This is a genomic window from uncultured Brevundimonas sp., assembly GCF_963975535.1.
In the GTDB taxonomy this organism is placed as follows: domain Bacteria; phylum Pseudomonadota; class Alphaproteobacteria; order Caulobacterales; family Caulobacteraceae; genus Brevundimonas.
Window position 1 is genome coordinate 14,345 of sequence record NZ_CAXBHE010000006.1, and the last position, 12,796, is coordinate 27,140.

The 12,796-nt window shown below is 68.3% G+C and carries 12 protein-coding genes and 1 pseudogene; 11 read left to right on the plus strand and 2 right to left on the minus strand.

Annotation, left to right across the window (positions count from 1 at the left end):
* Positions 1-3: 3 nt before the first annotated feature.
* The 10 genes and pseudogenes from rplO to AACZ75_RS09805 form a co-directional block, all read left to right on the plus strand.
* Positions 4-450, plus strand: a pseudogene (gene rplO, locus AACZ75_RS09760) (50S ribosomal protein L15); the annotation flags it as partial.
* 251 nt (positions 451-701) lie between these two features.
* Positions 702-2,096, plus strand: a complete 1,395-nt coding sequence (gene secY / locus AACZ75_RS09765) for a preprotein translocase subunit SecY (protein ID WP_339872663.1) — start codon at positions 702-704, stop codon at positions 2,094-2,096.
* Positions 2,097-2,119: 23 nt separating this feature from the next.
* Positions 2,120-2,692: an adenylate kinase gene (locus AACZ75_RS09770; RefSeq protein WP_339872664.1), complete on the plus strand. Its 573-nt coding sequence runs from the start codon at positions 2,120-2,122 to the stop codon at positions 2,690-2,692.
* A gap of 115 nt (positions 2,693-2,807) precedes the next feature.
* Positions 2,808-3,476, plus strand: coding sequence for a TonB family protein (locus AACZ75_RS09775; protein ID WP_339872665.1), 669 nt, complete (start codon positions 2,808-2,810; stop codon positions 3,474-3,476).
* A gap of 69 nt (positions 3,477-3,545) precedes the next feature.
* On the plus strand, positions 3,546-6,020 hold the full coding sequence (locus tag AACZ75_RS09780) for a zinc-dependent metalloprotease (RefSeq protein ID WP_339872666.1): 2,475 nt from the start codon (positions 3,546-3,548) through the stop codon (positions 6,018-6,020).
* A 142-nt stretch (positions 6,021-6,162) separates the two neighbouring features.
* Positions 6,163-6,531 carry a 30S ribosomal protein S13 gene (gene rpsM / locus AACZ75_RS09785; RefSeq protein WP_300446304.1) on the plus strand — a complete coding sequence of 123 codons (369 nt, stop codon included), beginning with the start codon at positions 6,163-6,165 and terminating at the stop codon, positions 6,529-6,531.
* 15 nt (positions 6,532-6,546) lie between these two features.
* Positions 6,547-6,936 (plus strand): 30S ribosomal protein S11, encoded by a 390-nt coding sequence (rpsK, locus tag AACZ75_RS09790; protein ID WP_013268944.1) that lies wholly within the window; start codon positions 6,547-6,549, stop codon positions 6,934-6,936.
* A gap of 87 nt (positions 6,937-7,023) precedes the next feature.
* Positions 7,024-8,043: a DNA-directed RNA polymerase subunit alpha gene (locus AACZ75_RS09795; RefSeq protein WP_339872667.1), complete on the plus strand. Its 1,020-nt coding sequence runs from the start codon at positions 7,024-7,026 to the stop codon at positions 8,041-8,043.
* Positions 8,044-8,145: 102 nt separating this feature from the next.
* Positions 8,146-8,565 carry a 50S ribosomal protein L17 gene (gene rplQ, locus AACZ75_RS09800; protein WP_339872668.1) on the plus strand — a complete coding sequence of 140 codons (420 nt, stop codon included), beginning with the start codon at positions 8,146-8,148 and terminating at the stop codon, positions 8,563-8,565.
* Between the two features lie 339 nt (positions 8,566-8,904).
* A complete protein-coding gene (locus tag AACZ75_RS09805) occupies positions 8,905-9,303 on the plus strand; it encodes a hypothetical protein (RefSeq protein ID WP_339872669.1) in 399 nt (132 codons plus the stop codon).
* A 149-nt stretch (positions 9,304-9,452) separates the two neighbouring features.
* Here the strand turns inward: AACZ75_RS09805 and AACZ75_RS09810 are convergent, their stop codons facing one another.
* Complete coding sequence (locus tag AACZ75_RS09810) at positions 9,453-10,325, minus strand: ABC transporter permease subunit (protein ID WP_339872670.1); 873 nt, start codon at positions 10,323-10,325, stop codon at positions 9,453-9,455.
* Positions 10,315-11,235: an ABC transporter ATP-binding protein gene (locus AACZ75_RS09815; protein ID WP_339872671.1), complete on the minus strand. Its 921-nt coding sequence runs from the start codon at positions 11,233-11,235 to the stop codon at positions 10,315-10,317. The genes AACZ75_RS09810 and AACZ75_RS09815 overlap by 11 nt, the downstream gene beginning before the upstream one ends.
* Before the next feature lie 138 nt (positions 11,236-11,373).
* Here AACZ75_RS09815 and AACZ75_RS09820 point away from each other — a divergent pair, with 138 nt between their 5' ends.
* A complete protein-coding gene (locus tag AACZ75_RS09820) occupies positions 11,374-12,765 on the plus strand; it encodes a Do family serine endopeptidase (protein ID WP_339872672.1) in 1,392 nt (463 codons plus the stop codon).
* Positions 12,766-12,796 lie beyond the last annotated feature (31 nt).

Genomic DNA, 12,796 nt, shown 5'->3' on the forward strand with positions numbered 1-12,796 from the left:
CCCATGAAACTCAATGAAATCCGCGACAACGAGGGCGCCCACAAGAAGCGCATGCGTGTCGGCCGTGGCCCGGGCTCGGGCAAGGGCAAGACCGCCGGTCGCGGCGTCAAGGGTCAGAAGTCCCGTTCGGGCGTCGCCATCGGCGGCTTCGAGGGCGGGCAGATGCCGCTGTACATGCGCATGCCCAAGCGCGGCTTCAACAATCCCAACGCCCTGAAGCTGGCCGAAGTGAACCTGTGGCGTCTGCAGGACGCCATCGACGACAAGAAGCTGGACATCAAGGGCGAGATCAAGGGCGATGCCTTGGTCGCCGCCGGCGTGATCCGTCGCGTCAAGGACGGCGTCCGCCTGCTCGGCAACGGCGAGATCAAGGCCAAGCTGAACATGGTCGTCTGGTCGGCCTCGGCCGGTGCGGTCAAGGCCATCGAGGCGGCCGGCGGCACTGTGGTCCAAGAGCGTATCGCGGCTGAAGCCAAGGCCGCGGCCCGGGTCGAGAAGCGCAACGCCGCCAAGGGCAAGGCTCCGGCTCCCAAGGCCCCGCGTGGCGATGCCAACAAGATCTCGGCCCGCACGACGCGCACCGCCGCGAAATAAGCTTTACGGGCGGCCCTCGCTATGGGGCCGCCCATCGCCTATCTGGGTGAAGGCCCCGGGACACGATTCCGGTCGGCCTCATTCTGACCAGTCGGGGTAGTGACACTATGGCTTCGGCCGCCGAACAACTCGCAGCCAATATGAACATGGGCTCGTTCGCCAAGGCGACCGAGCTCCATAAGCGTCTCCTGTTCACGATCGGAGCGTTGCTGGTCTACCGGATCGGGACCTATGTGCCGATCCCGGGGATCAATTCCGAAGCCTTCCTGCAGTTCTTCCAGAACCCGGACGGGCAGCGCGGCATCCTGGACATGTTCAACATGTTCTCGGGCGGCGCGGTCGAGCGGATGGCCGTCTTCGCCCTGAACGTCATGCCCTACATTTCGGCGTCGATCATCGTCCAGCTGATGGGCGCTGTGTATCCGCCGTGGGAGAAGCTGAAGAAGGAAGGCGGCGAGAGCGGCCGCAAGCAGCTGAACCAGTACACCCGCTATCTGACGGTCGTCCTGGCCCTGCTGCAGTCGTCCGGCATCGCCCTGGGCCTGAACGCCCAGGCCGGACTGATCGACACGCCCGGACTGTTCTTCATCGTCTCCACCATCACCACCCTGACCGGCGGCACCATGTTCCTGATGTGGCTCGGCGAGCAGGTCACGGCGCGGGGCGTCGGCAACGGCATCTCGCTGATCATCTTCGCCGGCATCGTCGCCGTCCTGCCGGGCTCGATCGCCCGGATGCTGGGCCTGGCCCAGCAGGGCCAGATGTCCGCCTTTGCCCTGCTGTTCATCGCCATCATGGCCGTGGGCGTGGTGGTCTTCATCGTCTTCATGGAGCGGGCCCAGCGGCGTCTGCTGATCCAGTATCCGAAGCGGCAGGAAGGCAACCGCATGGCCGGGGGCGAGCGCTCGTTCCTGCCACTGAAGGTCAATACGGCCGGCGTGATCCCGCCGATCTTCGCCTCGTCCCTGCTGATGCTGCCGACCACGGTGGCCCAGCTGACCGCCCAGGCCAACCTGCCGCCGTGGATGAGCTGGTTGCCGCTGGTCACGGCCCAGATGCAGCACGGTCAGGTCCTGTTCACCGTCATGTACGGCCTGCTGATCATCTTCTTCACCTTCTTCTACACCTCGATCACCTTCAATCCGGAGGACACGGCCGAGAACCTGCGGAAATACGGTGGCTTCCTGCCGGGCATCCGTCCGGGCAAGCGCACGGCTGAATACCTGGACTATGTGCTGACCCGCCTGACCACGATCGGGGCGGCCTACATCACCGCGGTCTGCCTGATCCCCGAGTTCATCGGGGCCCAGTTCGGCAACGGCATCATCTTCGGCGGCACCTCGATCCTGATCGTCGTGTCGGTGACGATGGATACCGTCGCCCAGATCCAGTCGCAGCTGCTCGCCCACCAGTACGAAGGCCTGATCAAGAAGGCCAAGCTGCGCGGACGCGGTGGCAAGAGCTCGGGTGGCCGGGGTGCTCCGGCACCCGTGCGCCGCTAACAGCCGCCGGGGGAGGGCGCGTCTTGAATCTGATCCTGTTCGGACCACCGGCCGCGGGCAAGGGCACCCAGGCCAAGCGCCTGGTCGCCCATCGCGGCATGGTGCAGCTTTCGACCGGCGACATGCTGCGTGAGGCGATCGCCTCCGGGTCCGATCTGGGACGTGAGTGCCAGGCCATCATGTCGCGCGGCGACCTGGTCTCGGACGCGATCGTCATCGCCCTGATCGAGGCCCGGCTGAAAGAGGCCGAGGACGCCGGCGGGGCCATTTTCGACGGTTTCCCGCGCACCGTGGCCCAGGCCGAGGCGCTGGACGCCATGCTGGCCAAACTGGGTCAGAAGATCGACCGGGTGGTTCGCCTGAAGGTCAATGATACGGCCCTGCTGGAACGAGTTTCCCGGCGGTTCGCTGAACAGGGACGGCCGGACGACAATCCGGACAGCTTCAAGGTTCGTCTCGAGGCCTACAACCGCAACACCGCTCCGCTGCTGCCCTACTATGCCGACAAGGGCCTGCTGACCGAGGTTGATGGCATGGGTAGCGTCGAGGTGGTCGCCTCGGCCATCGACGCGGCGCTGGACGGCACCGACACCTGATCGCGGACAGAGGTCGCGCGGTCGCCGCCCGACGGGCGGTCACAGCAGGACCAAAGACGTGACCGGGGCTCCCCACCGATCTCCCCTTCTGGATTCCGCCCGCAGACGCCGGCTGATGGTCCTCGTCGCCGTGGCCGGCGTGCATCTGGCCCTGTTCGCGGCCATGAGTCCGTCCCGGTCGGTGCCGCCCCACGCGCCGGTCCGGGGTATCGATGTGGTCCTGTTCCGCCCCGAACCGCCACCACCACCACCGCCACCCGCCGCCCCGACTCCGGTCGCCGGCGGTGGCGCGCCGTCCGCCCCCTCACGCGTCCACACACCGCCGGTTCCGGTCGCGCGGCCGGTCGAGCTGGTCGCTCCGCCGGTGCCGGCCCCCGAACCCGCCCTGACCGTCGGCCTGGCCCCGGTCGTCACCCCCGACCCCGGCACCGGCCGGGGCGAGGCCGGCACCGGCACCGGCACCGGCTCGGGTTCGGGCGCGGGGCCCGGCTCCGGGGGCACGCCGCCCCGGTTCGTGCGCGGACCGACGCGTCAGGAACTGGTCCGCGCCTATCCCCGCGCCGCCCTGGCGGCGCGACAGGCGGGGCGCGTTCTGCTGCGGTGCCGGATCGCGGCCGACAACCGGCTGGAAGGCTGCCGGGTGGTCGAGGAGACGCCGGCCGGTGCCGGGTTCGGAGCCGCGGCTCTCAGGGCGTCGACCTATTTCCGCTTCCGCCCGCCGACAGTGGACGGGCGGCCGCGCGAAGGGTTTGAAATGCCGATCGGTATCGAATTCACGCCCTGAGGCGGCAGGCGACGCGTTGACTCCCCCGGTCCCATCGCGCCCTTATCGCGATCACGCACGGGGGACGGCATGGCGACGATGGTGTTGAAGACGGCGACGGCGATCGCCCTGATCCTGGCCCTGTCGGCCCCGCCACTCGCCGCCGCCGCCGCCGCCGCCGCCGATCCGCCGCCGGCCTCCTGGGCGGCAACGGTCGCCGCGCTGGAGCGTCACGACGGTCTGCTGCCGCTGTTCGTCGACCGGGCGGGCGGTCGGGTGCTGGTGCAGCTGCCGGCCGCCGGCCCGGACGGGGTCATGGCCCGGGTCATCCACCATACCGCCCTGCGCACGGGCGTCGGCTCGGCCCGGACGGGTCTGGACCGGGCCCAGACCGGGGCCACGCGCATCCTGGTGTTCCGCCGTATCGGCAATCGCGTGCTGGCCGAGTTCGAGAACCCCGGTTATCGCGCCGACGCCGGGTCGGTCGAGGAGCAGGCCGCCGCGCGCGACGCCTTTCTCGGCTCGACCGTCTGGTCGGGGGCCGCGGTGGCGACGGCCGCGGACGGCGCGGTGCTGGTCGACCTGGCCGGCTTCCTGACGCGCGACGCGCACGGCATTGTCGAGACGCTGAAGGCGACAGGGCAGGGGAGCCTGCGTCCGGTCGCCGATCTCAGCCTCGTCGATCCCGCCGCCGCCCGGGCCTTTCCCGAGAATGTCGAGTTGGAGGCCCGCCTGACCTTTGCCGTCGATGGACCGGGTCGCGAGGTCGCGCGCATCGCCCCCGACGCGCGCCTGGTGACCCTGACCGTGCACCACAGCTTCATCCGCCTGCCGGATGCCGGCTTCGTGCCGCGGCCGTTCGATCCCCGCACCGGGGCGATCAGCACCGTCGTCACCGACTTTTCGGTCCCGCTGGACGCGCCGGTCGTGCGCCGGCTGGTAAACCGCTTCCGGCTGGTCAAGACCGACCCGACGGCGGCACGGTCGACGGTCGTCGATCCCATCGTCTTCTACGTCGACCGGGCGGCCCCGGAACCGCTCCGCTCGGCCCTGGTCGAGGGCGCGGGCTGGTGGGCCGAGGCCTTCGACCGGGCCGGCTTCATCGACGCCTTCCGCGTCGAGGTCCTGCCCGAGGGCGTCGATCCGCTGGACGCCCGCTACAACGTCATCAACTGGGTCAACCGGGCCACGCGCAGCTGGTCCTACGGCCAGAGCGTGGTCGATCCGCGCACCGGCGAGATCGTCAAGGGGTCGGTGCTGCTGGGCTCGCTGCGGGTGCGCCAGGACATGCTGATCTTCGAGGGGCTGGTCGGGGCCGACCGGACCGGCACCGGGGCCCAGGACGACCCGCAACGCATCGCCCTCGACCGGGTGCGCCAGCTGTCCGCGCATGAGGTCGGTCATGCCATCGGCCTGCTGCACAATTTCGCCGCCAGTACCCAGGATCGCAGTTCGGTGATGGACTATCCGGTGCCGGTGATCGGCATCACCGACGAGGGCCTCGACTTCAGCCAGGCCTACGGAATCGGTCTGGGCGACTGGGACCGGTTCGCCATCGACTGGAGCTATGGCGACGCCGACTCCGCCACCCTGCAGCGCAAGGCCGAGGCCGGTGCAGCGCGGCTGCGGTTCGTCTCGGATTCCGACGCCCGGGTCGGCGGCGACGCCCAGCCGTGGGGCAGTCTGTGGGACAACGGCTCCGATCCGGTGGCCGAGCTGGCGCACCTCATGCGGGTCCGCCGCATTGCCCTGGACCGGTTCGGTCTGGGCAATCTGCCGGCGGGGTCGGCGGTCAATGACCTGCGCCGCCGGCTGGTGCCCGTCTATCTGTACCACCGCTACCAGGTCGACGCCGTGGCCAAGCTGGTCGGCGGCATCGACTATGGCTATCCCGTCGTCGGCGACGGCCGGGAGGCGGCCCAGGCCGTGCCGGCCGCGACGCAGCGGGCCGCCCTGGCGGCCCTGGCGGCGACCCTGGCCCCGGCCGAGCTGGACCTGCCTGAGCCCCTGCTGGCCCTGCTGGAGGCCCAGCAGTCGGGCGAGGACGACCCCCAGAACGACATCGAGGTGTTCCGGGGGGGCGCGGGCCGGGCCTTCGATCCCGGCGCGGCCGTCGACACCGCCGCCGATGTGACGCTGGCGGCCCTGTTCCATCCGGACCGCGTCAACCGCCTGAGCGACGCCGTCCGCCGCGACCCCGACGCGCTGGGCACCGGGGAGGTGGTGGACCGCATCGTCGCCGCGGCCTTCGCCCCGGCGGCGGGACGGCTGGCCGGTCCGGCCCGGCGGGTCCAGGCCCGCACGGTCCTGACCCTGGCCGGGCTGCTGCGCGATGACGGCCTGTCGGCCCCCTCGGCCGCGGTGCTCGACGACCGGCTGTCCGGCCTGTCGACGCGCCTGACGGCGTCGCGTGCCAGCGATCCGGTGCAGCGGGCCCATGATCGCTGGCTCGGGGCCCTGCTGTCCGATCGCGAGCGCCTGGACCAGTTGCTGGCGGCGGAGCGGCACGAAACACCGCTGCCGCCCGGCAGTCCGATCGGGGCGGAAAGCTGCTGGCACTGCTGATTGGCGGCAGCGAATGTCGGACGGGCCATTGACGGAAAGTGAATCGGCTATATAAGGACCGACTTCCGCGAAGGGCGCACACGCTCCTGGTCTGTTGACCGGAGCGTTTCCTGCGTCTGTCCACGCGTACCTGGAGAACTACGTGGCCCGTATTGCTGGCGTCAACATCCCGACCAACAAGCGCGTTGAAATCGCGCTGCAGTATATTCATGGCATCGGCGCGCACGCTGCCAAGGACATCACCGAGAAGGTGGGTATCGAGGCCTCGCGCCGCGTGAACCAGCTGACCGATGCTGAAGTTCTGCAGATCCGCGAGACGATCGACCGCGACCATACGGTCGAGGGCGACCTGCGCCGCGAGACCTCGATGAACATCAAGCGTCTGATGGACCTGGCCTGCTACCGCGGCCTGCGTCACCGCAAGGGCCTGCCGGTCCGCGGTCAGCGCACCCATACCAATGCACGGACCCGCAAGGGCCCGGCCAAGCCGATCGCCGGCAAGAAGAAATAAGAGAGAGCCGAACCGATGGCCAAGGAACCGGGTCGCGTAAAGAAGCGCGAACGCAAGAACATCACGTCGGGCGTCGCCCATGTGAATGCGTCTTTCAACAACACCATGATCACGATCACCGACGCCCAGGGGAACGCCATTTCCTGGTCCTCGGCCGGTCACATGGGTTTCAAGGGTTCGCGCAAGTCGACCCCGTACGCTGCGCAGATGGCCGCCGAAGACGCGGGCAAGAAGGCGCAGGAGCACGGCGTCAAGACTCTCGAAGTCAACGTCTCGGGTCCCGGTTCGGGCCGTGAGTCGGCGCTTCGCGCCCTGCAGTCCGTCGGCCTGACCATCACCACCATCCGTGACGTCACGCCGATGCCGCACAACGGCTGCCGTCCGCCCAAGCGTCGTCGCGTCTAAGCTGCCGCCTACCCCCTATTCAACGCCGGTTCCGCTGACCCACATCGCTGGGGCGCGGAACCGGCGAAACCCGTTCGAGGGACACCAATGATCGAAAGAAACTGGCAAGAGCTGATCCGTCCCGAGAAGCCGCAGGTCGAAATCGGTTCGGATCCGCAGCGCAAGGCGCGGCTGGTCGCTGAACCGCTCGAGCGTGGCTTCGGTGTGACGCTCGGCAATGCCCTGCGCCGCGTGCTGCTGTCGTCGCTGCAGGGCGCCGCCGTCACCGCCATCCAGATCGACGGCGTGGTCCATGAGTTCTCGTCGCTGGAAGGCGTTCGCGAGGACGTGGTCGACATCGTTCTGAACATCAAGCAACTGGCGCTGCGCATGCACGCCGAGGGCCCCAAGCGCATGACGCTGAAGGCCACCGGTCCCGGTGCCGTGACCGCGGGTCAGATCGACCTGCCGGCCGACATCGAGGTGCTGAACCCGAACCATGTGATCTGCACCCTCGACGACGGGGCTTCGGTGCGCATGGAACTGACGGTCCAGAACGGCAAGGGCTACGTCGCCGCCGAACTGAACCGTCCGGAAGACGCCCCGATCGGCCTGATCTCGGTCGACGCCCTGTATTCGCCGGTCAAGCGCGTCGCCTATCGCGTCGAGCCGACCCGCCAGGGTCAGTCGCTCGACTATGACAAGCTGGTGCTGGAAGTCGAAACCAACGGCGCGGTCTCGCCGGTTGACGCGGTGGCCTATGCCTCGCGCATCCTTCAGGACCAGCTGCAGATCTTCATCACCTTCGATGAGCCCAAGAAGGTGGTCGAGGTTGCCGACGGCAAGCCCGACCTGCCCTTCAACCCGGCCCTTCTGAAGAAGGTCGACGAACTGGAACTTTCGGTCCGTTCGGCCAACTGCCTGAAGAACGACAACATCGTCTACATCGGCGACCTGATCCAGAAGACCGAGGGCGAAATGCTTCGCACCCCGAACTTTGGACGCAAGTCGCTGAACGAGATCAAGGAAGTGCTCGCGACGATGGGCCTCTCGCTCGGCATGGATGTGCCGAACTGGCCGCCCGAGAACATCGAAGATCTGGCCAAGAAGTTCGACGAACAGATCTAGTTTCAACCCTCCGCCCATTTCCCACTCGGGGATGCGGGGCGGTTAGAATTATACGGCCCTAGGTCCTGAAGAGGATACCGGGGTTGAGTAGGAGAGACCCCGATGCGCCACGGCGCCGCCTATCGCAAGCTCGGCCGCACGGCCAGCCACAGGACCGCTTTGTTCGCCAATATGGCGGCATCGCTGATCAAGCACGAGCAGATCACCACGACCCTGCCCAAGGCCAAGGAACTTCGTCCCTTCGTCGAAAAGCTGGTCACGCTCGCCAAGAAGGGCGACCTGCACGCCCGTCGCCAGGCCATCAGTGCCGTGCGCGACGTGCCGCAGGTCGGCAAGCTGTTCGAAACGATCGGCCCGCGCTACGCCGAGCGTAGCGGTGGCTATATCCGGATCATGAAGGCCGGTTACCGTCACGGGGACAATGCCCCCATGGCCGTGATCGAGTTCGTCGACCGCGACGTCGACGCCAAGGGCCTGGACTCGGGTCCGGTCTACGCCGTCGAGAACGACGACGAAGCCTAGGTTTCGCGATCATCACACACCATCTGAAGGGGCGGCCGGAGCGATCCGGCCGCCCTTTTTGTTTGGCGCGGTCTGGCTGGACTTGGCGGGCGCATGGGTTCCTGTTATGTTCCATTCAGGAGTGATGTGATGTCGAAGCCGGTTTTCCTGGTCTCGGACAAGCCCGATGACCGGTCCGCCCGTCCATTTCGTAACGTCTCAAGTGGGCAATTCTCCGCGACTGTAATGTCGGGGGCTGCCTATGCTCGCGCGTCGGCCCTGGCCAATACAGCCCTTCAGAAAGCGCTTCGCAGCCCGCCGGCCATGCCGGTCAAGAAGACGTAGATAGCCTACAACACGATGTACGAGCGCCTCGTCGATGGCAGCGCCAATCCCGTTCAGGGGTACATCGCCTACGGCTTGTACAAGAGTGCCAAGCGGGAGTGGGTTCGGCAGTTCGAGGCTGAACGCGGCCGTCCGCCCAAGGCTCCCGAGATCAGGGGCTATGTCGAAGCCTATACGCCGCAGATGCGAAACGTGTTCGACGCGCAGGCGGCGGGTGTGCTGGCGGAGTTCGCCGATGGGGCCGTAAGCGGGGCCAGACCCATGATCGTCGAGCATGCGCTCAGGGGCACAGTCTGGCGGGCGATCTGGCAGGCCATCACCGCGAACGCGATCTACACCCTGCTGCTGATCGCGGTTGTCGTCATCTTGAATCGGGCCGGCGTCGACATTCTGTCCCTCGCCGGGGGCGGCTGACCGCACGGACCTTCTGATGTGAGCCCGCGCGCCATACCTTCCCGATCCGCCGGGTCGTGCAGATGGGCAGCCGCTGAAGCGTTCGAGGCTCGTCGTACACGGCATTCCAGGCCCGGTGCCAAATCTGGCGGGGAACCCGGCTCTGAGCCCTATTCCTTCGACAGGTCCTGGCGCTGGAACCAGACCAGAGCGCCCGCCAGGGGGACGACGGTCCACAGACCCAGGCTGACCCAGGCCTTGAGCGCCAAACCCGCGGGCAGGGCAGCCGCGGCCGCGCCCCCGGCGATCACGGCCTGGACGGCATCGGTGGCCCCGGCCGGGTTCAGCAGCATGGCCAGCCAAGCGTCGGGCATGACCCCCATCGGCATCAGCATCTGCGGGACGAAAAACTGGGCGACGCCGAGCACCAGCGGAATGAACAGGGCCGCCAGCAGGGAGCGGGTGAACACCGCCGCCAGCAGGCTGAGCATGGTGAACTGCACGATCCGCAGCCACGACAGGCCGGTCAGGGCGACAAACTGGCCCGTCTGGTCGCCGGTCAGGGTGAAGGCCAGGGTGCGTTCGAAGACAACGGCCTTGATCAGGCTTTCGATCACGCTGCTGACCAGCATCAGGGCCATGGCCGCCAGCGCCAGGCCGGCCACGACGCCGAGCTTGGCCAGGATCAGGTTCGCCCGGCTGTTGCGGGCACTGATCAGCCGCCAGGTCTCCCAGCGATAGTCGCCGGCATAGACCGTCGCCGCCCCGACCAGCACGAACAGCAACACCAGCGGATTGGCCAGGCTGCCGGCGGCGGAGACCAGGGCCTCGCCCATGTCGAGGGTGCCGCGGGCCAGCATGGCGGTGAGTTCGGGCGGAGTCTTGTCATCTCCCAGGAGCCGGGTCTCGGTGCCCTTCAGCACGAAACTGGTCAGGGCGGCGATCGCGACACTCAGGACCGGCACGAACAGGGCGCTCCAGAACAGGGCGGTGCGGTTCTTCGACAGGCGGAAGCCCTCGGCGCGAATGGCATCAACCAGCATGGGTCAGCTCCCCCCGGCTGGCTTCGGCGGCCCCGGTCTCGGTCATGAAGATGCTTTCCAGATCGGCACCGATCCAGCGCGCCTCGGTGATGGCGACGCCCTGTTCGACCAGGGCGCGGATCAGGGCCGGAGCCTCGTCCCGGGTGATGGCGGCCATCACCCCGTCGTCGTCGCGCGATCCCCGCTCGCCCAGCACGGCCAGCGCCGCCTCGACCGGGCTCAGGCTCAGACGCAGACGCTCGCCGCCGGCGGCGGTCAGTTCAGAGACGGCCCCCTCGAGGATCAGCTTGCCGCGGTTGAGGATGGCGACCCGGTCGCAAACCTTCTGCACTTCCAGCAGTTGATGGCTGGCCAGGACAACCGTGACGTCATCGTCATCGGCCAGGCTGCGGATCAGGGCACGCATCTCCTGGATGCCGGGGGGGTCCATGCCGCTGGTCGGTTCATCAAGGATGATCAGGTCGGGTCGGCTCATCAGGGCGGCGGCGACGCCCAGCCGCTGCAGCATGCCGACCGAAAAGCCGCGCACCCGGCGGTCGGCCGCCTCGGTCAGGCCGACCCGGTCCAGCCAGGCCGGAATCTCGGCGGTACTGCCCACGCCGTGCGACAGGGCCAGCCATTCCAGCACCTGGCGGGCGCTCATATAGGGGGGGTAGCGCGGTGTCTCGATCATCGAGCCCATGCGGCGCATGGCGGCGATGTCGCCGATGGCCCCGCCCATGACCGTCGCCGTGCCGTCACCGGGGCGGACCAGGCCCAGCAGGATCCGGAACAGGGTCGACTTGCCGGCTCCGTTGGGTCCCAGAATCCCGTACACGCCGCCGCGCGGGATGGTCAGGGTCAACCCGTCCAGCGCGCGGACCGTACCATAGGTCTTGGTCAGGGCGCGGGTTTCAATCACAGCGTTCATGCCCGGACCGTGACCTGTGTTCGGGGTTCCGGCAAGTTGTCGCTCATTAAGAATCGGCAATGCCGTCGTTGACCTGCCGCCATTGAATGGCCTGAAATCCAACGCCGAATGGACCACCCTATCCGCAAAGACCGGGACATGATGAAGACCTTCAGCCTCGCCCTCACCGCCGCCCTTCTGCTCGCCGCCTGCGGATCCCCCGATGACTCGAAGGCCCAGGACGGCGTCTTCGCCGAGGCCCCGCGCCAGCTGCCCGGCGACGCCCTGTCGATGAAGGCCAGTTTCGCCCCCGTCGTGCGCGAGGCGGCCCCGGCCGTGGTCAACATCTCGGCCCGCGGCGTGCAGACCGTGCGTGATCCCTTCTTCGAGATGTTCGGCGGTGGCCCGCAGCAGCGCGTGACCGGCTCGATCGGTTCGGGCGTGATCGTCCGCGAGGACGGGGTGGTGGTGACCAACCGTCACGTGATCCAGAACATGCAGCAGATTCGCGTCACCCTGGCCGACCGGCGCGAGTTCGCCGCCCGGGTGGTGCTGGCGGATGAGCGCTCCGACATCGCTGTCCTGCAGCTGGAGGGGGTCAACGACCGCCTGCCGGTGCTGCGCATCGATGACCGCGAGGAACAGCAGATCGGCGACCTGGTGCTGGCCATCGGCAATCCGTTCGGCGTCGGCCAGACCGTGACCAACGGCATCATCTCGGCCCTGAACCGCACCGACACCGGCATCTCCGACAGCGGCTCCTTCATCCAGACCGACGCCGCCATCAATCCGGGCAATTCCGGCGGAGCCCTGGTCGACATGGACGGCGACCTGATCGGCATCAACACCGCCATCTTCTCGCGCACCGGTTCGTCCACCGGGGTCGGCTTCGCCGTGCCCGCCGCCATGGTGCGTCAGGTGGTCGACAGCGCCGTCGGCGGGGCCAGCGCCGTGGTCCGGCCGTGGCTCGGGGTCAAGGGCGATCCCGTCACCGCCGAGGTCGCGCGCAGCCTCGGCCTCGACCGCCCGCAGGGTCTGGTCGTCACCACCGTCTATCCCGAAGGTCCGGGGGCCCGGGCGGGTCTGCGTGCGGGCGACATCATCACCGCTGTCGACGGCACCGAGATCAACGACCAGGGCGGACTGAATTTCCGCGTCGGCACCCACGCGCCTGATGCCACGGTGCAGGTGTCCGTGCTGCGCGACGGCCGCGCCCGCACCCTCAACGCCCGGGTCCAGAAACTGCCCGGCAACGCCGACGTCAGCGCGGCCACTTTGATCGAGTCCGGGGCCCTGGCCGGGGCCCAGGTGCTGGTCCTGAACCCGGCCCTGGCCGACAGCCTGGGGGGCGATCCGTTTGCGACCGGCGTCATCGTCGGCCGGGTCCAGCGAGGCTCCTACGCCCAGCGTGTCGGCCTGCGGGGCGGGGATGTGATCGTGTCGGTGAACGGTCGCGCGGTGACCTCGATGCGGCAGCTCGACGGCATCGGTCGCGGCGCGGAACTGACCATCAGCCGGGGTGGCCGGAGCCTCAGCGGCCGGATCAACTGATCGCGTCTCGCTGTTCGCGGGACGCCCGACC

Excerpts from the sequence above, each read along its gene's own strand:
- secY (WP_339872663.1), top strand. The coding sequence starts at position 702 with ATGGCTTCGGCCGCCGAACAACTCGCAGCCAATATGAACATGGGCTCG.
- AACZ75_RS09775 (WP_339872665.1), top strand. The coding sequence starts at position 2,808 with ATGGTCCTCGTCGCCGTGGCCGGCGTGCATCTGGCCCTGTTCGCGGCC.
- AACZ75_RS09780 (WP_339872666.1), top strand. The coding sequence starts at position 3,546 with ATGGCGACGATGGTGTTGAAGACGGCGACGGCGATCGCCCTGATCCTG.
- rpsK (WP_013268944.1), top strand. The coding sequence starts at position 6,547 with ATGGCCAAGGAACCGGGTCGCGTAAAGAAGCGCGAACGCAAGAACATC.
- AACZ75_RS09795 (WP_339872667.1), top strand. The coding sequence starts at position 7,024 with ATGATCGAAAGAAACTGGCAAGAGCTGATCCGTCCCGAGAAGCCGCAG.
- rplQ (WP_339872668.1), top strand. The coding sequence starts at position 8,146 with ATGCGCCACGGCGCCGCCTATCGCAAGCTCGGCCGCACGGCCAGCCAC.
- AACZ75_RS09805 (WP_339872669.1), top strand. The coding sequence starts at position 8,905 with ATGTACGAGCGCCTCGTCGATGGCAGCGCCAATCCCGTTCAGGGGTAC.
- AACZ75_RS09810 (WP_339872670.1), bottom strand. The coding sequence starts at position 10,325 with ATGCTGGTTGATGCCATTCGCGCCGAGGGCTTCCGCCTGTCGAAGAAC.
- AACZ75_RS09815 (WP_339872671.1), bottom strand. The coding sequence starts at position 11,235 with ATGAACGCTGTGATTGAAACCCGCGCCCTGACCAAGACCTATGGTACG.
- AACZ75_RS09820 (WP_339872672.1), top strand. The coding sequence starts at position 11,374 with ATGATGAAGACCTTCAGCCTCGCCCTCACCGCCGCCCTTCTGCTCGCC.